Origin of the sequence: Burkholderia sp. BCC0506 (genome assembly GCF_902833145.1) — a bacterium.
GTDB lineage: Bacteria > Pseudomonadota > Gammaproteobacteria > Burkholderiales > Burkholderiaceae > Burkholderia.
In genome coordinates, this window is record NZ_CADFEN010000002.1 from 186,998 (window position 1) to 208,755 (window position 21,758).

Here is a 21,758-nt window from a genome sequence, read left to right on the forward strand (position 1 = left end):
GTACCTGGGCGGCTTACCCGCGCATCGGCGGGTTGAGCCGCGCGAACGCCGCCTGCCGGCGATACGGGAAGTACGGATACGGCGCTTCCACCGCGCTCGCGGCGTCGAGCTTCGCGACCTGCGCATCCGTCAGCGCCCAGCCGACCGCACCGAGGTTCTGCCGCAACTGTTCCTCGTTGCGCGCGCCGACGATCACCGACGACACGGTCGGCCGCTGCAGCAGCCAGTTCAGCGCGATCTGCGGCACCGTCTTGCCGGTTTCCTCCGCGATCGCGTCGAGCGCATCGACCACGTCGTACAGGCGTTCGTCGTCGACCGGCGGTCCGTAGCTGGCCGTTTCATGCAGGCGGCTGCCTTCGGGCAGCGGCGCATTGCGCCGGATCTTGCCGGTGAGCCGGCCCCAGCCGAGCGGGCTCCACACGAGCGCGCCGAGGCCCTGGTCGGCGCCGAGCGGCATCAGATCCCATTCATAGTCGCGGCCGACGAGCGAGTAGTACACCTGGTTCGCCACGTAGCGCGACCAGCCGTGCCGGTCGGCCGCCGCGAGCGACTTCATGATTTGCCAGCCGGCGAAGTTCGACACGCCGATGTAGCGCAGCTTGCCCGCGCGCACGAGATCGTCGAGCGTCGACATCACTTCCTCGACCGGCGTGCCCGCATCGAACGCGTGCAGTTGCAGCAGGTCGATGTAGTCGGTGTCGAGGCGGCGCAGCGCGTCGTCGACGGCGCGCACCAGCCGTGCGCGCGACGTGCCCGCGTCGTTCGGGCCGTCGCCGGTCGGCAGGCCCGTCTTGGTGGAGATCAGCACCTGGTCGCGGCGCCCCTTGAGCGCGGCGCCGAGCACGCGTTCGGACGCGCCGTCGGAATACACGTCGGCCGTGTCGAACAGGTTGACGCCGGCTTCGACGCAGATGTCGATCAGGCGGCGCGCTTCGTCGACGCCGGTATGGCCCCATGCGCCGAACAGCGGCCCGGTGCCGCCGAAGGTGCCGGCGCCGAAGCTCAGGACGGGGACCTTGAGGCCGGAGCGGCCGAGCGTACGGTATTCCATGTGCATTTCCTTTCGTCGTATGGGCGCGGCGCGGCCGCGCGTCGATCGTCAGGCGACCACTGTATCGTTTGCGCCTTGCCCGGATAATCCCGAAGATGACGAAAATATCCTTCGGAAGGAGCGAATAATGCTGCTCGACAACCTTGCGCTGTTCCTGCGCATCGTGGAGAAAGGCGGGCTGGCCGCGGCGGGCCGCGAGGTCGGCCTGTCGCCGGCCACGGTGTCCGAGCGGCTGACGGCGCTCGAGCGTCACTACGGCGCGGCGCTGCTCACGCGCACGACGCGCGCGATCAGCCTGACCGACGAGGGGCGCACGCTCGTCGACGGCGCACGCCGCCTGCTGGCCGAGGCCGACGAACTCGAAAGCCGCGTGCGGCTGGGCGTGCAGACGCTGTCGGGGCCGGTGCGGCTGAGCGCGCCGGCCGATCTCGGGCGCGAGCGCGTCGTGCCCGTCGTCGACGCGTTCCTCGCCGATCATCCGGGCGTGACGGTCGACCTGCATCTCGGCGACGGGTATGTCGACCTCGTCGGGCAGGGGCTCGATTTCGCGATCCGCCGCGGCACGCTGGCCGACAGTTCGCTGCGCAGCCGTTCGCTCGGCCGTGCGCGGCGCGTGGTGTGCGCGTCGCCCGCGTATCTCGCTGCGCATGGCACGCCCGCGCATCCGGACGAGTTGGCTTCGCACGACTGCATCGTGATGCGCTTCGGCCAGGAGCTGTACGCCGAATGGCCGTTCAGCATCGATGGCGCATTGAAGCGCGTGGTGGTGCGCGGCCGGCGCGTCGCCAACGACGGCGCGCTCGTGCGCGCGTGGTGCGTCGCGGGGCACGGCATCGCGCTGAAGTCGCTCGTCGACGTCGAGCGGGATCTGGCGTCGGGCGCGCTCGTCGAGGTGCTCGGCGCGTTCTCGCCGGGCGACGTGGATCTGCAGATCGTTTATCCGGGCAGTGTCGCGCAGCCGCGGCGTGTGCGGGCGTTGATCGACCGGCTGGCGCAGGCGCTGGCGTAAAGGCACGTTGTTTGCGCGGGCTGCGAGCGGTTGAAGCGGCGATCTCGCCGCGATCGCGTCGAATGCCGGCAGCGCATACCGGCGAACGTCATCGCGCATGAAAATCGCTGTTCAAACCGTTTGCCCACATTTCGTCATTTAGCTAATATTCAAAACGTCAAACGAATCCGAACCCCATGGACGACGTCACCCGCCTCAGCGCGCTGGCCAACGAAAGCCGTCTCGCCGTGATGCGCTGGCTCAGGCAGCCGCGCAAGCATTTCCCGCCGCAGCCGCACGGCGATGTCGACGCGCTCGGCGTGTGCTGCACGTACATCACCGAGAAGCTCGGCATCGCGCCGGCCACGACCACGCGCCACATGCGCATCCTCGCGGATGCCGGGCTCGTGCAGGCGACCCGCGTCGGCAAGTTCACGTACTACAAGCGGATCGACGGCGCGCTGCAGCAGCTCGGCCGCGATCTCTCGCAACTCTGACTCTGACCCGAGGCAACCGACATGGACGAACTGGCACTGCTGGCCGACGCCGACCGGCGCGCGCACGCGTATCTGGCTGCAACGAACGAGCGGCGCGCGTTTCCCGATGCGGCGGCGCTCGCCGGCCTCGCGGCGTTCGACGAACCGCTGCCCGATACGGGCCGCCCGGCCGACGACGTGCTGCGCCTGCTCGATGAACACGGCACGCCCGCGACGGTCGCGTCGAACGGCCCGAACTACTTCGGCTTCGTGATCGGCGCGACGCTGCCGGCCGCGGCGGCGGCCGAGCGGCTGATGCTCGCGTGGGACCAGTGCGCGTCGTCGTATGCGAATTCGCCGGTGGCCGCGACGCTCGAGCGCCAGGCCGCACGCTGGGTCGTCGATGCGCTCGGGCTGCCCGAAGGCAGCGCGGTCGGCTTCGGCACGAGCGCGACGGCCTGCACGCTCGTCGCGCTGGTGGCCGCGCGGCGCGCGCTGCTCGCGCGCAAGGGCTGGGATATCGACGAGGATGGGCTGATCGGCGCACCCGAGGTGAAGGTCGTGATCTCCGCGCTCGCGCACATCACGGTGAAGAAGGCGCTGCGCGTGCTCGGCTTCGGGATGAAGCGCATCGTCGTCGCGCCGGTCGACACGTACGGCCGGATCGACCCGGCGCAGTTGCCGCCGCTCGACGACATGACGATCTTCTGCGTGCAGGCCGGCGAAGTGAATACCGGCGAATTCGATCCGTTTGCCGCACTGATTCCGCCCGCGAAGGCGGCGGGCGCGTGGGTGCACGTGGACGGCGCGTTCGGCCTGTGGGCGCGGGCGTCGTCGAAGCGCGCGCTGACGGACGGCATCGACGGCGCGGACAGCTGGACGACCGACGGCCACAAATGGCTCAACACGCCATACGACGGCGCGATGGTGATCTGCCGCGACGCGGCCGCGCTCGCCACCGCGATGAACAGCGACGCCGTCTACCTGAGCGGCGCGCAGGATGCGCAGAAGAACCTGAACCTCGAATTCTCGCGACGCGCACGCGGCATTCCCGTATGGGCCGCGCTGCGTTCGCTCGGCCGCGCCGGCGTGGCCACGATGGTCGAGCGGCATTGCGCGCAGGCGGCGCGCGTCGCCGATGGCCTGCGTGCGGCCGGCTACGACGTGCTGAACCGCGTCGTGCTGAACCAGGTGCTCGTGCGCGCCGGCACCGACGAGGAAACGGCGGCGATCCTCGAAGCGGCGCAAGCGTCGGGCGACGTGTGGTTCGGTGCGACCGTATGGCAGGGGCGGCCGGCGTTCCGGATCAGCGTGTCGTCGTGGCGCACCGAGGATGCGCACATCGATCGACTCGTCGCGTTGCTGACGAAGCTGCGCGGCGTACACGTGGGTTGAGCGTCGCGCGTTGCCCGTGGCCGTAACGGTTGCGCGCGCAACTTTCTGGCGTTCCATGAAGTGAGACGCGGCCTGCGGGGCATGCGGCACGCCTGCACGCGTGAAAATGTCGGACAATAGTCGTCGCGCGGGCCGCACCGGCGTCGCGTCCAACAGCAACATTCACGCTTGCGAGATCCCCATGTCGACTCCCTTTCCCCGGGAACTGCTGAAGGCCGCCGATATCGCGAAGATGGAACCGACGCGCGAGGTGCATTCGCTCAATCCCAATGCCGTTCGTCTGAAGCGGCAGCTCAGCGACCTGACCGGCCTGACGCAATTCGGCGTTCATCGGCTCACGCTGATGCCCGGTCACGAATCGGCCGAGTATCACCGCCATCTTTACGAAGAGGAATTCGTGTACGTGCTGTCCGGCACCGGCACGGTGACGATCGGCGAACGCGCCAGCGAAATCGGTCCCGGCGATTTTCTGGGCTTTCCGCGCGGCGGCGAAGCGCATACGGTGCAGAACACCGGCGATGCGCCGCTGGAGCTGCTCGTCGGCGGGCAGCGGCTCGAACACGACGTGTGCGAATACCCGCGCATCGGCAAGCGGCTTTATATCGCGGGCGAGCTCGAGGGATATGTCGAGCTGCCGAAACAACCGTGACGGCCGATTGCGCGTCATCTCCGGAGAATGCCTGCAGCCAGCGGCTGCCTACATCGATTGCATTTCGATCCTGTACCCCGTCGCGCTTATGATGCGGGAACGCCACCGACAAGGTTCCACGCCATGGACGCGCCGCTTCCGCCGATGTCTGCCCCGATTGCCGAAACGACACCTGAAACCGAAGCCGCCGGCGAGCCGCGCGCGTCGCGCCTGCACCGGCCGGTCGCGCTCGTCACCGGCTCGACGTCGGGGATCGGCGCGGCCGTCGCGCGCCGCCTCGCGGCCGACGGCTACGCGGTGATCCTGCATTCGCGCCGCTCGGCCGACACCGGGCGCGCGATGGCGCGCGAACTCGGTGGCGCCTACGTGCAGGCCGATCTGGCCGACGATGCCGAGCGCGTGCGGCTGATCCGCGACGCACTCGCCGTGCACGGGCGGCTCGACGTGCTCGTCAACAACGCGGGCGTCAGCCGCGTGATTCCGCATGACGACCTCGCGGCGGCCACGCCCGACGTGTGGCGCGAGATGCACGAAATCAACGTGATCGCGCCGTTCCGGCTGGTGGCCGAAGCGGAGGCCGCGCTGCGCGAGGCGGCATCGCACGGGCGGGCCGGATGCGTCGTGAACGTCAGCTCGCATGCGGGCGTGCGGCCGAAGGGTGCGTCGATTCCATATGCGGCGGCGAAGGCCGCGCTCAATCACACGACGCGGCTGCTCGCGCGCACGCTCGCGCCGGCGATTCGCGTCAATGCGGTCGCGCCGGGGCTCGTCGATACGCCGCTGACCGCCGACTGGACCGAAGCGCAGCAGCTCTGGCGCGAGCGCGCGCCGATGCGTCGCGCGGCGACGCCGGACGACATCGCGCAGACGGTCGCGATGCTCGTCGCGTCCGATTACGTGACGGGCGAGATCGTGATGCTCGACGGCGGGTTGAATCTGACGTGATGCGGTGACGCGGCGGCGCGCGGGCATTGCGTATTGCGCATCCGCCGGCGCCGTTCGAAGCGCTTGCGATCAGCCGAGGTTCGATCGCAGCCGCGCGAGCGCCTGATCGTGCGTGCGTTCGAACTTCAGCGGCGTGACCGAGATATACCCTTCGCCCAGTGCGACCGTTTCCGAATCCGCATCGTCGTCGCGCGGTGCGCGCGCGAGCTTCAGCCAGTGATAGTCGATCTCGCGCGGATCGCGTCCCGACACGATTTCGACGCCCTGCAGCGTGCCGGCGCCCTGGTTCGTCACCTTCAGGCCGCGCACGTCGTCGGCCGGCCGCGGCGGGAAATTCACGTTGAGGCACGCGTCGCTGTCCCAGCCGGCGGCGACGAGCCGGCGGATGACGTCCGGCGCATGCGCGAGCGCGGTGCCCCACGGCACCGCGTTGCGATCGGTGAAGGCCTGACTCAGCGCGATGGCCGGCACGCCGACCAGCAGGCTCGTCATCGCGGCGCCGACCGTGCCGGAAAACACCGTTTCGGTGCCGAGGTTCGCGCCGCGATTCACGCCGGACAGCACGACGTCGGGACGCGCGCCCGTCATCAAATGGCTGACCGCGATCGCGACGCAATCGCCGGGCGTGCCGCGCACCGCGAAGCGGCGCTCGCCCTTGCGATGCACGCGCAGCGGCTCGTGCAGGCTCAGCGAATGCGACGTGCCGCTCTGGTCTTCGGCCGGCGCGACGATCCACACTTCGCGGGCGAGTTGCGTGGCGACCTGCTCGAGTATGTCGAGGCCGGGAGCGTCGAATCCGTCGTCGTTGGTGAGCAGGACGCGGTCGAACAGCGGGGTGGTGGCTTGCATCGGAACGATCCTCGCGAAGGGCAATGACAGGGGAGTGCGGTGTGGCGCAAGCCACAAGGCTAGCACTCCGGCACGACGATCGTCGTGTCGCGCCAGCAGAGCCGGTCGGCGCGAACGTGAAAACGGGCGCATCGCGCGCCCGTTCATCGTGTCGTGGCAGGTGCCTGCCGGGTGCGGCGGCCCGGAACCGTTCAGCCGAGCAGGTAGCGCAGCAGGCCGGCCGACGCGACGCCGACGATGACCGTCGGCAGGATCGACAGGCGCGTCGCCGCGGCGAGCGTGATCGCGAGCGCGAGCAGGTCGGCCGGGCGCGTCGACACGAACGCCGGCGCGATCACCGAGATCAGCACGCAGCCCGGCACGTTCTCCATCACCGACGCCATTCGCGGGCTCAGCGTGCGGTTGCGCAGCAGCACGTAGCCGAGGATGCGCGACAGGTAGGTGGTCGACGCCATCAGCACGATCGTCGCGACCGTGCCGAAATCGGGAAGCTCAGGCATCGCGCGGCTCCCACAGCAACGCGGCGATCAGCCCCGCGCACGCGCCGGCCGCGACGTACCACGCGCCGGGCAGCGCGAGATGGGTGGCCGCCGCGACGACGAGGCTCACGAACCACGGGCGGCTCGCGCGCACGCCTTTCCACATCCCGCGCAGCAGCACCAGAAACACGGCCGTGAACGCCATGTCGAAACCGTACCGTTCGACGTTGCCGATCGTCGGGCCGACTGCCGCGCCGAGCGTCGTCATCGAGATCCACGTGAGGTAGAGCCCCATGCAGATGCCCGCGTAATAGGGCACGCTGATGTGCTTGGCCGAGCGCTCGCGCGCGTCGGCGAGCGACATCGCCCAGCTCTCGTCGCACATGAAGAACAGCGCGACGAACGCGCGGCGGCGCGGCAAGCGTCGGATATACGGCTCGAACGCGGCACCCATCAGGATGTGGCGCGAATTCACGAGGAACGACATCGCGACGATCAGCGCGATGTGCGGCGGCGACGTCCACAGATGGATCGCCGCGAATTCGGAGCCGCCGCCGAAGTTCAGGCCCGTCATCATCGGCACCTCGAACAGGCTCAGCCCTTTTTGCGCGGCCTGCGCGCCCAGCACCAGCGCGAACGGCACGAAACCCAGCATGACGGGCAGCGCCGCGCGCAAACCGCGACCCATCTCGGCGACATGGGCGGGCTTGTCGCGAAGCCCGGACGACGTTGAAACGCTACTGCTCATTACTCCTCCTTCGGGGGAGGAATTGTCTGCTTTTTTGACTCGAATCGGGTTGCGTTGTCGCCAGATTTTTCTCAGAATTTGGCATCAAGCGCATGATGCGCGAATTTTTTGGAATCGGATGCCAAATGAAACTTGACGCGATCGACCGCCGGATCCTGAGCGCGCTGCAGCGCGACGGCCGCATGCAGAACGTGGAACTCGCGCAGGAGGTGGGGCTGTCGCCGTCGCCGTGCCTGCGGCGCGTGCGGCTGCTGGAGGAAGCCGGCGTGATCGAGAAATACGTGGCCGTGCTGAACCCGGCGAAGGTCGGCAAGGGACTGACGATCTTCACGCGCGTGTGGCTGAAGGGGCAGGATGCGGAATCGGTGAACCGTTTCGCGGAGGCCGTCCAGCAGATGCCGGAAGTCGTCGAATGCCACCTGATGGCCGGCGACTGCGATTTCCTGCTGCGCGTCGTCGCGGCCGACATCGACGATTACCGGCGCTTCCAGATGGAATACCTGACACGCATCCCGGGCGTGCTCAGCGTGAAGACCGACATTCCGATGCAGAAGGTCAAGCTCACGTCGGCGCTGCCGACCTGACGCAGCGCGGGCCGTGCGGCGATGCGCCGACGAGCGTCATGGCGCGGTGACAATCGCCCGATAAACTGATGGGGTGAGTCGCATCGCATGCTTTGCCTGCGCAGTCATGCGGTGTTCGATGCGCAAGCAACTAACGGTCAATGCCGACGCGCTCGGCCGAGCGGCGCTGCATAGCGCGCCGGGTCACGCGTCAGCGCGGATGCGTTTCTTTCTGTCGAGCCCTACATGCAGCCATTCAATACGCCGTGGAATTCGCTGGAAATCGTCAAGCTCGTGCTCGGCGTGCTGACGCCGTTGTCGGTCGCGTGTCTCGGCTGGCTCGTCGCGCGCCGGCTGAAGCGGCTCGAACTCGTGCAGTGGACCAACCAGCGGCTGATCGAGAAGCGGCTCGCGCTGTACGACACGGTCGCGCCGCAGCTCAACGCGCTGCTGTGCTTCTACACGTGGATCGGCTACTGGAAGGACATTTCGCCGGAGGACGTGATTCGTGCGAAGCGCGACCTCGACCGCACGTTCCACATCTACCGCTACCTGTTCGACGACGACGTGTACGACGCGTATCACACGTTCATCCATGCGCTGTTCGAAATGCATACGGGCCCCGGCCGTGACGCGCGGATCCGCTCGCTGATCCAGGCGCCCGACGGCGACCGCAGCGTGCATGGTTCGTATGAGTGGAAGCCGGTGTGGTCCGAGCGTTTCGCGACCGCGAACGTCGTGTCGAAGGACGACGTGCTGCGGCATTACACGCGGTTGATGGAACGGTTGCGCGTGGCGCTGGGGGCGACGCGCTGAAGGGGGCTGCGTTCGGGCGCCTCGGAAGCGGACACAGGGCAGTTGGTCGGACGTAAGGGGAGTTCGCGACCGTATTGCTTCGGTCGGCGATATCGGTGAGGAAGTGCGGCCCTGAATGTCCTCGGGAAACTCAGGTCCGGAAAGCCGCGTGATTCGGTATCAGCGTACGCCGGGCACGATGGAAGCGCGACGGGGTTAGTTCCGCCCCGCCACCGCGAGCCGCGCCGCCAGCCCCACGAATACCGACCCGAGCAGATACTGCGGCACTTTCGACGGCCGGCGGCGCGCGCCGATCCGCTGGCTGAGCCGGCTCGCGGAGAGGATCACCGCACCGTTCACGACGATCCCGATCAGGTTGAGCACCGTCGCGAGCACGAGGATCTGCACGGCGATCGAGCCATGTTCGGGCCGCACGAACTGCGGGAACAGCGCCAGCACGAACAACGCCATCTTCGGGTTCAGCAGATTCGTCGTCAGCCCTTGGCGGAAGATCGTCGCGGTCGAGCGGCGACGTTGCGACGCGACGGGCGACAGCGCGGTCGCGTCCGAACGGAAGGTCTTCCACGCGAGATACAGCAGATACGCGGCGCCCGCGAAGCGCACCGCGTCGTACGCGAGCGGCACCGCGACGAAGAGCTGCGACAGCCCGAGCGCGGCCGCGAGCGCGTGGCAGTAGGTGCCCGCCTGAATGCCGGCGAGCGTCGCGAAGCCGGCGCGCCGGCCCTGGCTCACGCTGCGGGACGCGATCAGCAACATGTCGGGGCCGGGCGTGGCCGTCAGCGCGAGACACGCGCCGGAGAACAGCGCGAGCGTGGAGAAGTCGATCATGGCAATCCCTTTTGCGGGCGCGGCGTAAAACGGAAGTCAGTTCAGGAGGGGGCGCGAGGCCGGTCAATCGAGCAAACGGACGATGGCCGGACGGCACGGATCGCGTGACGCCTGCACGCCGATCACTGCTTGCGACAGGCAACCTGATAGTCGATCACGGTGTTCTCGGAAGGCCTGTCCGGCTCGCCGCCCACCGTCGTCACGCCGAGCACGCCGGCCGCGTTCCGGTAGCGCAGCGCGCAATACCCGATGCCGGTGCCCGAGCACGCTTCGGCTTCGACGATGCCGTGCTTCGCGAGCGTCGCCGCGCCGTCCATCGCATCCGGCTTCTCGCGCGGACGCAGCGGCTGCCAGCCATGCGCGATCAGGATTTTGCGGGCCGCGTCGAGCGGCTTGCCGTACACGTTCGGTACGACCGCGCGGCCGTCGCAGAACGTGCGCTCGGCGGCAACGCGAGTCAGGCGCAGGCCGCCGTCTGCTTCGTGCAATTCGCCGACGGGCGCGCCGGGGCCGTTGCCGCCCCAGACGAGCAGCGCGCCGTTTTCCATACGATCGACCGAGCCGAGCTGCCAGCCCGCCTTGCGCGCCGTATAGCCGAGCGCGACGAGCGCCGTGCCGTCGAATACGCCGATGTTGCCGTTGCGCGCGAAACACATCGCGCTCGTACCGGCGTTGAATCCGCTCGCGAAGCTCACGACCGTGTAGCGCCCGAGCGGTGCTTCGGACGTCACGATCCACGCACGCTTCGCGACTTCGCGGCCGGCCGCCGTGGTCGTCTTCGCGCGATATTGGGTGCAGAAGGGATCGAGCGAACCGCTTTCGGGCGAGTGCGGCAGCGTGTCGAGCGGCACGAGCGACGCACCGGCGATATCGGAGCCCGTGCGCAGCGGCTCGGCCGATGCCGTGCCGGCGAACGGGGTGCCGGCCAATGCCGCGATCGAAACGATCGAAGCAAGATGGCGGGTGAGCGCTGAGGGAGCGGAAGGAAACACGCAGGCAATCTCCAGGGAAAGCGCGACGGGCGCGGCAATCGCTTTATTCCGCCCGTCTGTCAGGGTCGCGCGCATCGCCCGGCGGCACGCGCGCGTGTCGCCACCGACTCAGCCCTTCGCGACCACGTCGATGCGCAGCGCATCGCCGCCCGCGACGATCGCCAGCAGACGATCGACGTTCGGGTGCGCGCCCGGACGGTTGCGCGCATCGGCCGTATGTTCGGCGAATACCGCGAGGCCGTGCTCGGCCGCTTTCGCGTCGAGCGTGCCGAACGTCTGCTTCAGATAGTGGTACACAGCGAGCGAGCCCTGCTTGCCCGGCTGGTTCTCGATGGTCGCGACCACGTCGCCGTTCGCGCCGACGAGATCGATGCGCGCGATGCCGTCGATGGCCGGCTGTTGCGCGAGGTTGTCCTTGAATACTGAGGTCGGTTGAATCACTGAAAACACTCCGTCGGTTCGGTCATGGGCCAGGGTGCGGCCGGCCGTATCTTATCCGATCGGCTTCGGCGGACCGGCCTGCGTGCCGGTGCCGGTGGCGCGCCACGCGAGTACTGCGCCCGCGAGCTGCGGCGCGCTGCCCCGTCAGGATCGCGACGCGCAGCGCGGTCGCACCGCCGCCGCACGCATCGTCCAGCGCACCCGGCATCGCGACGCCGAATACCGCGCCGATCATCCGCGCCGTGCCGCGGCGTGCGGCGTCATCACCGTCCGGTACCGGTCAACGTGCCCACTTCACGCGAACGCTCGATGTCGGGGCTGCGATACGCGCGCTCCGGAATCTCCGCGAGCCGCGACGCATGCACCTGCCGCGGCGCCAGCCCGTAGAACTTCTGAAAGCTCATGATCAGCGGCGACCACTTGTCCGGATCGATGCGGTCCGGATGACCGTCCATCAGGAGGTCGGGATGCACGTGCACGCGCTGGATGCGCACCTCGAACACGCGGATGCGGCCGCGCAGGTCCGGCATGTCGTCGCCGATTCCGTAGGTGGCCGCGACGACTGCCTCCATATGCACCGGGCATTCGAGTGCGCGCGGCGGCGCGATCGTTTGCGACGCGGCTTCGGTGAGCCCGGCCGTGCCGAACTTGTCCGGTTCGAATACGTAGCCCTTCGCGCGCTTGCCGTCGGGCACCGGATACGTGCCGGTCGTGCGCGCGATCCGGTCGACCGCGTCCGCCTGCGCCGACGACGGCAGGTTCAGCACGCATTCGCCGGTGCGCAGCAGGTTGCGGGTGGTCTGCGAGCTGGCGGCGATGCCGATCACGCCGCGCCAGCCGAGCCAGAACGCGGACGAGATCGGCGCGAGATTGGCCGTGCCGTTTTCGTTCAGCGTGCTGACCAGCACGACGGGCGTGCCGAAGTACAGGATGTTCGGTTCGGTGACGCAATGCGGCGCATTCATGGTCGAGTCCTTCGTTGACGGGAACGGTTCCCATGCTGATCCCGTCGCGGCGGCATGGCGCTCCGAATCTTGTCGTGTCATTCCGAACGGTGCGCACAGGCGTCTCCGGCGCCGCGCCGGACCGAGCCGGCACCGCACGGGCTTTTCCGCTACAGTAAGAAATCGAAGACTGCACCCGCCTGCATCGCGCAGGCGACGCAGCCATGTTCCGCCAACGCACACGAGGGCCCGATGGATACCGAGCAACGCTACACCGCCAACGCGCCGACCCGCGCGGAAGTCGACGCACTGGGCGGCGCAACCGTCATCGAATTCGGCGCGAACTGGTGCGGAATCTGCGCAGGCGCGCAGCCCGCGATCGCGGCGTCGTTCTCCGCGCATCCTGCCGTGCGGCACCTGAAGATCGAGGACGGCCCCGGCCGCCCGCTCGGCCGCTCGTTCGGCGTGAAGTTGTGGCCGACGCTGGTGTTCCTGCGCGACGGGGTCGAAGTCGCACGCGTCGTGCGTCCCGTCGATGCGAAACAGATCGAAGCCGACGGCTTCGCGGCATTGGCCTGAGATCATGGCGATGCAACAGGCCATCACGCACGTCGGCGTCGACACGCGCGGCAGCGGCCTCGTCGAAATCACGCCGCAGGTGCGCGCGTTCGTCGACCAGCAGGCGATCCGCACCGGCCTGCTCACCGTGTTCTGCCGCCATACGTCGGCGTCGCTGCTGATCCAGGAGAACGCGGATCCGTCGGTGCAGCGCGATATCGAACGCTATTTCGCGACGCTCGCGCCGGAAGACGATACGCGCTACGAGCACGACACCGAAGGCGCCGACGACATGCCCGCGCATCTGCGCACGGCGCTCACGCAGGTGCAACTGTCCATTCCGGTCGAGCACGGGCGCATGGTGCTCGGCACGTGGCAGGGGATCTACGTGTTCGAGCATCGCCGCGCGGCGCACCGGCGCGACATCGTGCTGCATCTGATCGGCGAGTAGGCGAGTAGGCGAGTCGCCCGGCAAGCGGGAACGCGCGATGCGGCGCGCGGCTCAGGCGAGCAGCTTGTCGACGAGCGCGCCGAGATCGCGCAGGTGGACGGGCTTCGGCAGGAATGCGTCGAACACCCGCTGGTTCTCGCGCAACGCAGCCGATTCATACGCGCTGACGCCGAGGATCGCCGGATGCCGGCCGTCGTCGTCGGGTTGCGCGACCGCGCGAATGCGCCGCGCGACGTCGAATCCGCTCACGTCCGGCAGTTCGAGATCCAGCACGACGAGATCGTAGCGGCTCGTACCGAAGCGGGCGACGCCCTCCTGCCCGGTGCCGCTCAGATCGGCCTCGATGCCGAGCGCCGCCAGCATCGCGCCGAGCGTTTCGCGCGCGTTGTCGTTGTCGTCGACCACCAGCGCGCGTCGGCCCTGGTGCGCCGGCACGGGCGGCAGCGCGGGCATGTCGCCCGCCGCGGTGCCGGCCGTGTCGACGCCGGGCGCTTCGACCGGCAGCGTCACGACGAACTCGCTGCCTTCGCCGACCACGCTGCGCACGTCCACGTGGCCGCGCAGCGTCGTCACGATTTCGCGCACGACCGCGAGCCCCATCCCGATCCCGTCCACGTGCAGCCCGACCGCGTCGTTCGCGCGATAGAACGGCTCGAAGATCTTCGACAGATGCTGCTTCGCGATGCCGGCGCCGGTATCGCGCACGGCGATCTTCACCTGCTGGCCGGCCGGCGCGTCGGCGAGCGTGATCGCCACGTTGATCGAGCCGCCCAGCGTGTACTTGACCGAGTTCTCGATCAGGTTCGACAGCACCTGCCGCAGTAGCTTGCGATCGGAGCGGATCGCGAGGCCGGGCGGCTCGACGCGCTGCGTGACCGTGATCCGCTTCGCCGCGATCTTCTCGCGCAGCGGTTCGAGCACTTCGGCAAGCAGCGGCGTGACGCCGATGGTATCCAGTTCGGCGACGCGTTTCGTCGAGCGCAGCTTGATGTAGTCGGTAAGGTCCTTGACGAGCGCCTCCAGCGACAGCGCGGAATTCTGCAGCCGCCGGATCGTCTTCAGGTTCGCGTCGGACTGCGCTCGCGCGAGCAGGATCTCGATCGATCCGCAGATCGCCTGCAGCGGCGTACGCAGTTCGTGGCTCACCATCCCGAGGAACGCGTTCTTCGCCTCGATCATCTCGAACGCGCGATCGGATGCCTTGCGTTCCGCCTCGAGCGCCGCGTTTTGCCGCTCCAGCAGGTCGTCGCGCGTGCGCATCGTATAGAACAGCAGCAGGAACAGCGCGCACAGGATCACGCCGAGCACGATGCCGAGGATCAGGATCGCGCGCTGCTTGTCCTTCAATTGGTGGAACGTGAAATCGCGCTGCGCCATTTCGATCGCGCGGAAGTAATTCGCGAGGCCGTTGACCTTCGGCCAGTACGCGTTGACTTCGTCGATCACCTGCCGGGCCTGCTGCGGCGAATCGCGCAGCAGCGGCACCTCGCGCTTCAGGCGCATCATGAATTCGCCCAACGCGTCGATCTCGTTGCGCGCGCGGGGGATGCGCAGCCAGTATTGGGACACTTCGGATGGCCGCTGCAGGAACCCGAACGACACCGACAGGCTGTCGAGCTGCATCTGCACGTGATCGAAGTCGTCGTCCTCGTGCGTCGCGTAGAGAATCAGCTGCCGGTCGAAGCGGGTGTAGACGTTGCGGTATTGGGCGGCGGTCCAGAACACGCCTTCGCGCGGCCCCTCGAGCACGCCCTCGTTGACCGAGGTGGCGAGGAGGTCCCACAGCAGGAACGCCCAGGCGGCGCACCCCATGATCCACAGCGAGCCGAGGATCAGGATGATTTTTCTATTTTTCCATCGCCGCCGCGTCATGTCACTTCACGGTCAGGCCGATGATCTGCCACGCGAACTTGGCTTCGCCGAGCGGCGTTTTCAGCTCGTCGGGATACTGGTCGCGCGGATACATGATCCACAGCGGGCCGTAGTTGTCGTTGCCGAGCACCTTGCCGTTCATCGTCCGCGCGAGGATCACGCCGTACCTGGCGGCATCGGACACGGGAATCGTGAACGTGTATTCGTCGATGCAGCGGAATTCGATTTGCGTGCCGTGCGCGCCCACCGTCTTCAGCACGTCGGACAGACGCGGGCCGGTGAAGGTCGCCTTCGGCGTCCAGCTCGTCGACGTGACGATCGTATGCTGCGGCAGCGCCATCAGCGCCTGCTCGGAAAAGACGTAGGTCATCTTCCCCTGCTGGTTGCTCTTGCTGATCTTGCCGTCGACGGTGAACGTGAACGACGACGCGGCCCATGCCGCGGCGGCCATCCCGAGCAGGCAGGCCATCAGCAGGCTTTTGGTCCAGATGGTTGAAACGCGCATGTTTCCCTCGGTCCGTTGATTCGTGTGGTGGTGTGTCGCTCAGGTCTCAGTTCGCGGCGGCCGCCGCCGGCAGCGCGAGTTTCAGTTCGCGGGCGACTTCCGCGAACAGGATCGGCAGGCGCACCGGCTTTTCTTCGCAGCGCGCGTTGTAGTGCGACACGATGTGCGCGATCTCGTCCTCGCTCGCTTCGCCGGTCGAGATCTTGCCGGTCAGCAGGAAGATCGGCGCGCCGCTGTTCTCGCTCGAGCGGATGCCGCGCACGAGTTCGGCGGCCGTCTGGTCGCCGAGCATCCAGTCGAGGATGTAGCCGTCGAAATCCTCGACTTCGAGCGCCTTGCGGAAACTCGCGCCGTCGAAGTACGGGATCGCGTTTACGCCTTTCTCGATGAAATATTCGCAGACCGTTTCGGCGACGTCCTGCGAATCGTCGACCACGGCGATCCGCGCCGCATACACGTTCGGCTGCGCCGAGCGCAGCTCGATCACGTCGACCGGATACGTGCGGCCTTCGCGTGCGTGCTCGCGCTCGGTGACGATCCACTCGCCCTGCCACTGCAGCGCGACGAAATCCGTCTCGATCTGGCTGGTGGCCTTCGTCGAGATCGCCGCGCGGCAGCGCAAACGCTTCGATTCGATCACGAACGTCGCATCGATCATCTCGGCCGCGGCCGGCTGCGTGCCCTTGTCGTCGAGCAGGATCGCGGGCGGCACGCCGAAGTGCGTCGCGATGTCCTGCAACTGCGACAGGTTCCACGGGATCAGACCTTTCATCTTGCGCGTGACGACCGAGAAGCTCAGGCCGAGCACGTTCGCGATCGTCGTGTTGTGACTTCGCGGCGGAATGCCGTTCCGGTTCAGGAGATCGCGCACCCTGTTGGCGGTGATGAGATCGACGTTGGCCTGCTCGGTGGTGGACATCTCGATGGGGTCTCCAGGGTTTTGGGCGAGGAAGAGCATATCAAAACTGACGCGTCATGCAAACTTTGAGGCGGCGAATGACCTTGACATGCCATTTTTCTTCGTTATTATTGCTCACCACGTCACTATTGTTTGCTGTGTCATGTTTGGAGGTCGATGCCGGCCCGGTCGGGCAGCGAAAAACGGCAGCAATGAAATAGTGACGGAACGATTCGAAGAGAGAACCTGAGAGAGCCCAGGACTGCGTGTCGGCGTTGGCGGAGGGAATTGTATCCGCTGCGCCGCGCGCAAACCGGGTACGAACTCACGGGGTGGGATAGCTCGAAGCATTGCGGCGCCGATAAAAACTTGAGGAAAGTACCCATGTATCGCCGTTTACTCGCACCGGGGCTGCTGTTGCTGCTGGCCGCGTGCGCGCAGGATCCGTCGGTGACCGCCGGCACGGTACGGATCTGCGACGACACAGGATGTTCCGATCGACCTAAAGATCAGGTCTCCTATCAAAAAAGGGACGACGCGGAAGACCGCGAGGATCCGCGCATCGCCGCGCTCAAGCAAACCGCGAAGACCCAGCCGAAGGCCGCCTACGACCTCGGCCTGCGCTATTTCCGCGGCGACGGCGTGCGTCAGGACAGCTACCAGGCGCTCAAGTGGATGCGCGAGGCCGCCGAGCGCGGCGACCTGAACGCGCAGAAGGCGCTCGGCAGTTTCTACCTGTTCGGCCTCGAGGAAATGGGCTCGGATGCGCGCGAAGCGGAGAAGTGGCTGTCGATCGCGGCCGGCCGCGGCGACAAGGAATCGAAGAAGCTGCTCGATTTCGCGCGCAAGGCGAAGAAGGAAGACGAAGAAGACTGGAAATGGCGCACGCAGTGGCGTGACGTCTATTACGGCTACTGGTACTCGGGCTATCCGTACTACGGCGTCTGGCAGCAGACGTACTGGTACTACTGACCGGGCATCGGGCAACGGGGGCAGCCGCGGGGAGACCACCATCGCGCGCCACGCCGGGGGGCTTATCGAAGTTCGCACGGACACATAAGCCGAACAACGACTCTAATCGATCGACAACGACATGAAGACCATCCTTTCCCAACGTCTCACTCAAGGTGCGCTGGTTGCAGCGCTTGGCGCGTCCGTCGCGGGTTGCGGCGGCATGGTGACGCCCGGCGGGCAGAACGCCGGCGTGACGGGCGCGGCGGCCGGCGGCGCGAGCGCCGGCGCCGATTCGCAACTGCAGCGCTGCGCGTCGCCGCTCGGCACGATCGCGGTCGACGACGGCCGCAACGCCGACTGGTGGGGCCCGTTCGGCAGCGCGACCAAGGTGACGAGCATCGATCCGCTGCTGCGGCTGGCCGTGCAGCAGTCGAACTGCTTCGTGATCACGTCGATCGGCAACCAGAAGAGCGACGCGCGCCTGTCGCGCATCACGCAGTTGCAGCGCAACTCGGGCGAATACCGCACGGGCTCGAAGCAGCAGAAGGGCCAGCGCGTGGCGGCCGACTACTACATGGAACCGCAGATCGTGATCAACGATTCGCCGATCGGCGGAATCGGCAGCATGATCGGCGGGCTGATCGGCAACAGCGCGGTGGCGGCGGTGGCGGGCCACCTGCAGACGAAGGCGTCGGTGGTGACGCTGACGCTGTTCGACGTGCGCTCGGCGGTGCAGATCGCGGCGGCGGAAGGCAGCTCGACGGCGACGAACTACGGCGCGGCGCTGGGCGGTCTCGGCGGCGGCGTGGGCGGCGGGCTCGCCGGTTTCTCGACGACGCCGGAAGGCAAGGCGACGGTCGTCGCGTTCATCGACGCCTGGAACAAGATGGTCGTCGCGCTGCGCAGCTACAAGGCGCAGGACGTGAAGGGCGGCCTGGGCCGCGGCGGCCAGTTGCAGGTCAACTGACGTCGCGGGGCCGGCGGGATGCCGCCGGCCATTTTTCCCGGGCGTTTCACGCGCTCGGTGCTGCTGTCGCGGCAGTCGCCCCACTTCGTCCTAAGTGGGCAAGCAGCACGGGCTTCTCGTGCAACGCATGCAATCCGGCCGTGGACAGGACGTTCGCATGTCTCGTGCGAGCGCTTCCGATGCGCCCGACATCGTCGCGCGCACCGTTTGCTGCCGGTTTGCTGGCAGCGATTCTCATCCAGCCACCTCTCCCCGACATCGAATCGAACTCGGCCGCGTGCCGGCGCGACGGCATGCGGCCCGCATGACGTCCGCCCATGCACCGCCAAATGATCGCCGTTCATCGTCCCGATCGGCTGATGCGCGTTCGAGCCGACCTGTCAGCCGCTACCGACTGCATCGCCCCCACGTCTGGAGCTAGCGCTCTACATCCGTAGTCGCTCGGCAGCATGCGCTTGCGCCCGAGCAAAGCGAAAATTCGACTTGACGGGGGCCGTGCCATCATTAAAAATTATCCTATCGGATAATAAATGCTGCGGGCCAGCAAATCCGGTTACGGTTCGGATCGAAGCGCGTCGAGCGCGCTCGATCACGCGGGGCGCTCGCGATTTTCCGTGTGGCAGTGGAGACGATTCATCAATCATACAAATAGGACCACGAATTAATGAAAGCGATCATGGTGATGTACGACAGTCTCAACCGCCGGATGCTGCCTGCGTACGGCTGCGACTGGATCGTCGCACCGAACTTTCAGCGGCTGGCGGCGCGGAGCGCGACGTTCGACAACTGCTATGTGGGCAGCATGGCGTGCATTCCGGCGCGTCGAGAGCTGCATACCGGGCGCCACAACTTCCTTCATCGGAGCTGGGGGCCGCTCGAACCATTCGACGACTCGATGCCTCAAATGCTCGGCGCGCGCGGTGTCTATACGCATCTCGTGAGCGATCATCCGCATTACTGGGAGGATGGCGGCGCCACCTATCACACGCGCTACCGTAGCTGGGAGTTCTTCCGCGGCCAGGAGGGCGACCCCTGGAAAGGCGAGGTGCGCGAGCCGCACAGCCCGTTTCCGCTGAAGGGCGCATTGAAGGAAAGCGGTGCCCGCCAGGACTGGGTGAATCGGCAATATATGCAGACCGAGGACCGTCATCCGCAGACATTGACGTTCGATGCAGGCGAGGAGTTCATCCGCAAGAATCACGATGCCGATGCGTGGTTCCTGCAAATCGAGACGTTCGATCCGCACGAGCCGTTCTTCAGTTATCCGCGCTACAAGGCGTTGTATCCACACGAGTATCGCGGGCCGCATTTCGACTGGCCGCCATACGGGCCGCGTTGCGAGGACGATACCGACGACGAAGTGGACCATGTTCGCGCCGAATATGCCGCACTCGTATCGATGTGCGACCGCTCGCTCGGCAGGGTGCTCGACTTGATGGACGAGTTCGATCTGTGGAAGGACACGATGCTGATCGTGTGCACCGATCATGGTTTCATGCTGGGTGAACATGGCTGGTGGGCAAAGACGGTTCAGCCGTGGTTCAACGAACTGGCGCATACGCCGCTGTTCGTCTGGGATCCCCGAAGTGCGAGACAGGGCGTGCGGCGCCAGTCGCTCGTGCAGACCATCGACCTGGCGCCCACGATCCTCGACTTCTTCGGCGTGGCGCCGACGCCGGACATGCAGGGCGTCCCGCTTCGCGACACGATCCGGGACGACACGCCGGTTCGCCAGGCCGCGCTGTTCGGCGTGCATGGAGAGCATGTGAACGTCACCGACGGAAGATACGTCTACATGCGCACGGGGCCCGACCCGGGCAGAAACGTGCCGTTGCACGAATACACGCTGATGCCCACGCACATGCGGGCGATGTTCGGCGTCGACGAGCTGCAGGAGATCGAACTGGCCGCGCCTTTTTCGTTTACGAAGGGAGTGCGGACCATGAAGATCGCGGCCAGGCCGCTGGGATATTCGTATCGCTCCGGCACGCTGCTGTTCGATCTCGCGTCGGATCCGCGGCAGGAGCGCCCGATCGCGGATGCCGACGTGGAGCGGCGCATGGCGACGCTGTTGCGCGACCTCATGGTAGCGAACGATGCGCCGCCGGAGCAGTACGAGCGCCTGGGGCTGCCTGCCGAAGGTGAAATCGACCGAAACCATCTGCTCGCGAGTGCGCATTCGGGATACGCGGACACATTGCGGGCGACGTTGGCGAAGCAGGCGCAGGCCATGCGGGCGTCGGTGGCGACGGCTCGGCTCGCGCAGCATGCGGCCCGATCGACCGTGGCGGGCTGACGATCGTCGATCATGCGCGAGACGAGGGCGCGGACCGCGGCTTCCGGCGGATGCCGCGCGCTTTTGGGGAGAGGAAGTTGAGCGAACACGAGGAAGCGACTGTGCGCCGATCGTGCTGCGTGCCGCTGCGCGACGACACGTGCGCGCGTCCCGTCGATCCGGTCGGCCGGCCTGAACGTTGCGTACCGGAAGGTCCGCGCGCGCGCGTCGACGACGTCGCGTGGTTCGACGGCGGCGTGAGCTGGATGGGGACGGACGCACCGGTGATCAAGGCGGACGGCGAGGGGCCGCGCCGCAAGACGCATCTCAAGCCGTTCGGTATCGACCGGTTTGCCGTGACGAACCGGCGGTTCGCCGATTTTGTCGCGGCGACGGGTTATCGGACCGATGCCGAGCGGTTCGGCTGGAGCTACGTGTTCGCCGCATTCGTTACCGCCGACGCGCGCGACGCGGCATCGGACGGCGATAGCTGGTGGCGTGCCGTTGACGGCGCGTACTGGGCGGCGCCGGAAGGGCCGGCTTCATCGCTTGCCGAGCGCGACATGCATCCTGTTTGCCACATTTCCTGGCGCGACGCGATGGCCTTTGCAAAATGGTGCGGCGGCCGGTTGCCGACCGAGGCGGAATGGGAGCACGCGGCCCGCGGCGGCACGACCGAGCGCCGCTATCCGTGGGGCGACGACGAGCCGGCGGAAAGCGCCGTTCTATGCAACATCTGGCAAGGCCGCTTTCCCGACCTGTACGTCGGCGCAAGCAGGCGTTTCGGAACCGTGCGCGTGGACGCATTTGCGCCGAACCCGGCCGGGCTCCACAATTGCAGCGGCAACGTATGGGAATGGTGTGCCGATCCATTCCGGGTCCGCTCGTTGTCGAGCGAGGGCAAGGCCCGCGATCGTCAGGCGGTTCGGGACCGCGAGTACACGTTGAAAGGCGGCTCCTACCTGTGTCATCGCACATCGTGCTTTCGTTACCGGATCGCCGCCCGGACGGGGCGGCCCACCGACACGTCAGCCGGCCACACGGGGTTTCGCGTCGCATACGACCGCGACACGCTCGCCGTGCCGCGCGAGTGATCATGCCCGTCCGTGCGCGG

24 protein-coding genes are annotated in these 21,758 nt (G+C 67.2%); 13 read left to right on the forward strand and 11 right to left on the reverse strand.

Annotation, left to right across the window (positions count from 1 at the left end; genetic code table 11):
• Positions 1-13: 13 nt before the first annotated feature.
• A complete protein-coding gene (locus HWX62_RS04875) occupies positions 14-1,051 on the reverse strand; it encodes an aldo/keto reductase (RefSeq protein WP_175930287.1) in 1,038 nt (345 codons plus the stop codon).
• 127 nt (positions 1,052-1,178) lie between these two features.
• Here HWX62_RS04875 and HWX62_RS04880 point away from each other — a divergent pair, with 127 nt between their 5' ends.
• From HWX62_RS04880 to HWX62_RS04900, 5 genes are all read left to right on the forward strand, one after another.
• On the forward strand, positions 1,179-2,060 hold the full coding sequence (locus HWX62_RS04880; RefSeq protein WP_175930286.1) for a LysR family transcriptional regulator: 882 nt from the start codon (positions 1,179-1,181) through the stop codon (positions 2,058-2,060).
• Positions 2,061-2,236: 176 nt separating this feature from the next.
• Complete coding sequence (locus tag HWX62_RS04885) at positions 2,237-2,536, forward strand: helix-turn-helix domain-containing protein (protein ID WP_175930285.1); 300 nt, start codon at positions 2,237-2,239, stop codon at positions 2,534-2,536.
• A 21-nt stretch (positions 2,537-2,557) separates the two neighbouring features.
• Positions 2,558-3,910 carry a pyridoxal-dependent decarboxylase gene (locus tag HWX62_RS04890; RefSeq protein WP_175930284.1) on the forward strand — a complete coding sequence of 451 codons (1,353 nt, stop codon included), beginning with the start codon at positions 2,558-2,560 and terminating at the stop codon, positions 3,908-3,910.
• Between the two features lie 181 nt (positions 3,911-4,091).
• Positions 4,092-4,559: a cupin domain-containing protein gene (locus HWX62_RS04895; RefSeq protein ID WP_175930283.1), complete on the forward strand. Its 468-nt coding sequence runs from the start codon at positions 4,092-4,094 to the stop codon at positions 4,557-4,559.
• A 123-nt stretch (positions 4,560-4,682) separates the two neighbouring features.
• The gene (locus HWX62_RS04900) at positions 4,683-5,504 is read left to right on the forward strand and encodes an SDR family oxidoreductase (protein ID WP_175930282.1); all 822 of its coding nucleotides are present in this window, start codon (positions 4,683-4,685) and stop codon (positions 5,502-5,504) included.
• Positions 5,505-5,573: 69 nt separating this feature from the next.
• On the opposite strand, the gene surE is transcribed toward HWX62_RS04900, so the two are convergent.
• The 3 genes from surE to HWX62_RS04915 all read right to left on the reverse strand — a co-directional run bounded on the left by surE (position 5,574) and on the right by HWX62_RS04915 (position 7,580).
• Positions 5,574-6,353: a 5'/3'-nucleotidase SurE gene (gene surE / locus HWX62_RS04905; protein WP_175930281.1), complete on the reverse strand. Its 780-nt coding sequence runs from the start codon at positions 6,351-6,353 to the stop codon at positions 5,574-5,576.
• Between the two features lie 191 nt (positions 6,354-6,544).
• Positions 6,545-6,853, reverse strand: a complete 309-nt coding sequence (locus HWX62_RS04910) for an AzlD family protein (RefSeq protein ID WP_175930280.1) — start codon at positions 6,851-6,853, stop codon at positions 6,545-6,547.
• Entirely contained in the window at positions 6,846-7,580 is a 735-nt protein-coding gene (locus HWX62_RS04915) for an AzlC family ABC transporter permease (RefSeq protein ID WP_175930279.1), read from the reverse strand. Before HWX62_RS04915 ends, HWX62_RS04910 begins: the two co-directional genes overlap by 8 nt.
• A gap of 125 nt (positions 7,581-7,705) precedes the next feature.
• Between HWX62_RS04915 and HWX62_RS04920 the strand changes: the two genes are divergently transcribed.
• Both HWX62_RS04920 and HWX62_RS04925 read left to right on the forward strand, forming a co-directional pair.
• Positions 7,706-8,164: an Lrp/AsnC family transcriptional regulator gene (locus HWX62_RS04920; protein WP_039322714.1), complete on the forward strand. Its 459-nt coding sequence runs from the start codon at positions 7,706-7,708 to the stop codon at positions 8,162-8,164.
• 225 nt (positions 8,165-8,389) lie between these two features.
• Positions 8,390-8,959: a hypothetical protein gene (locus HWX62_RS04925; protein WP_175930278.1), complete on the forward strand. Its 570-nt coding sequence runs from the start codon at positions 8,390-8,392 to the stop codon at positions 8,957-8,959.
• Positions 8,960-9,154: 195 nt separating this feature from the next.
• Here HWX62_RS04925 and HWX62_RS04930 read toward each other — a convergent pair whose 3' ends face one another.
• From HWX62_RS04930 to HWX62_RS04945, 4 genes are all read right to left on the reverse strand, one after another.
• Entirely contained in the window at positions 9,155-9,787 is a 633-nt protein-coding gene (locus HWX62_RS04930; RefSeq protein ID WP_175930277.1) for a LysE family translocator, read from the reverse strand.
• Positions 9,788-9,909: 122 nt separating this feature from the next.
• A complete protein-coding gene (locus HWX62_RS04935; protein WP_175930276.1) occupies positions 9,910-10,779 on the reverse strand; it encodes a PASTA domain-containing protein in 870 nt (289 codons plus the stop codon).
• A gap of 108 nt (positions 10,780-10,887) precedes the next feature.
• Positions 10,888-11,220: a DUF2322 family protein gene (locus HWX62_RS04940; RefSeq protein ID WP_175930275.1), complete on the reverse strand. Its 333-nt coding sequence runs from the start codon at positions 11,218-11,220 to the stop codon at positions 10,888-10,890.
• Positions 11,221-11,483: 263 nt separating this feature from the next.
• On the reverse strand, positions 11,484-12,185 hold the full coding sequence (locus tag HWX62_RS04945) for a flavin reductase family protein (RefSeq protein ID WP_175930274.1): 702 nt from the start codon (positions 12,183-12,185) through the stop codon (positions 11,484-11,486).
• A gap of 231 nt (positions 12,186-12,416) precedes the next feature.
• Here HWX62_RS04945 and HWX62_RS04950 point away from each other — a divergent pair, with 231 nt between their 5' ends.
• On the forward strand, positions 12,417-12,743 hold the full coding sequence (locus tag HWX62_RS04950; protein ID WP_175930273.1) for a thioredoxin family protein: 327 nt from the start codon (positions 12,417-12,419) through the stop codon (positions 12,741-12,743).
• A gap of 10 nt (positions 12,744-12,753) precedes the next feature.
• Positions 12,754-13,173 carry a secondary thiamine-phosphate synthase enzyme YjbQ gene (locus tag HWX62_RS04955; RefSeq protein WP_175930272.1) on the forward strand — a complete coding sequence of 140 codons (420 nt, stop codon included), beginning with the start codon at positions 12,754-12,756 and terminating at the stop codon, positions 13,171-13,173.
• Positions 13,174-13,224: 51 nt separating this feature from the next.
• On the opposite strand, the gene atsR is transcribed toward HWX62_RS04955, so the two are convergent.
• Genes atsR through HWX62_RS04970 form a run of 3 tightly spaced genes read right to left on the reverse strand, consistent with a single transcriptional unit; the run spans position 13,225 to position 16,469 of the window.
• On the reverse strand, positions 13,225-15,045 hold the full coding sequence (gene atsR / locus HWX62_RS04960; protein ID WP_175930271.1) for a hybrid sensor histidine kinase/response regulator AtsR: 1,821 nt from the start codon (positions 15,043-15,045) through the stop codon (positions 13,225-13,227).
• 1 nt (position 15,046) lies between these two features.
• Positions 15,047-15,550: a molybdopterin-dependent oxidoreductase gene (locus HWX62_RS04965; RefSeq protein ID WP_175930270.1), complete on the reverse strand. Its 504-nt coding sequence runs from the start codon at positions 15,548-15,550 to the stop codon at positions 15,047-15,049.
• Between the two features lie 46 nt (positions 15,551-15,596).
• Positions 15,597-16,469, reverse strand: a complete 873-nt coding sequence (locus HWX62_RS04970) for a helix-turn-helix domain-containing protein (protein WP_175930269.1) — start codon at positions 16,467-16,469, stop codon at positions 15,597-15,599.
• A gap of 363 nt (positions 16,470-16,832) precedes the next feature.
• On the opposite strand from HWX62_RS04970, the gene HWX62_RS04975 reads away from it, so the two are divergent.
• The 4 genes from HWX62_RS04975 (at position 16,833) to HWX62_RS04990 (ending at position 21,738) form a co-directional block, all read left to right on the forward strand.
• Positions 16,833-17,420: an SEL1-like repeat protein gene (locus HWX62_RS04975; RefSeq protein WP_175930268.1), complete on the forward strand. Its 588-nt coding sequence runs from the start codon at positions 16,833-16,835 to the stop codon at positions 17,418-17,420.
• A 121-nt stretch (positions 17,421-17,541) separates the two neighbouring features.
• Positions 17,542-18,369, forward strand: coding sequence for a hypothetical protein (locus HWX62_RS04980; RefSeq protein ID WP_175930267.1), 828 nt, complete (start codon positions 17,542-17,544; stop codon positions 18,367-18,369).
• Positions 18,370-19,033: 664 nt separating this feature from the next.
• On the forward strand, positions 19,034-20,665 hold the full coding sequence (locus tag HWX62_RS04985; protein WP_175930266.1) for a sulfatase: 1,632 nt from the start codon (positions 19,034-19,036) through the stop codon (positions 20,663-20,665).
• Between the two features lie 50 nt (positions 20,666-20,715).
• The gene (locus tag HWX62_RS04990) at positions 20,716-21,738 is read left to right on the forward strand and encodes a formylglycine-generating enzyme family protein (protein ID WP_279610458.1); all 1,023 of its coding nucleotides are present in this window, start codon (positions 20,716-20,718) and stop codon (positions 21,736-21,738) included.
• The last annotated feature ends 20 nt before the right edge of the window (positions 21,739-21,758 follow it).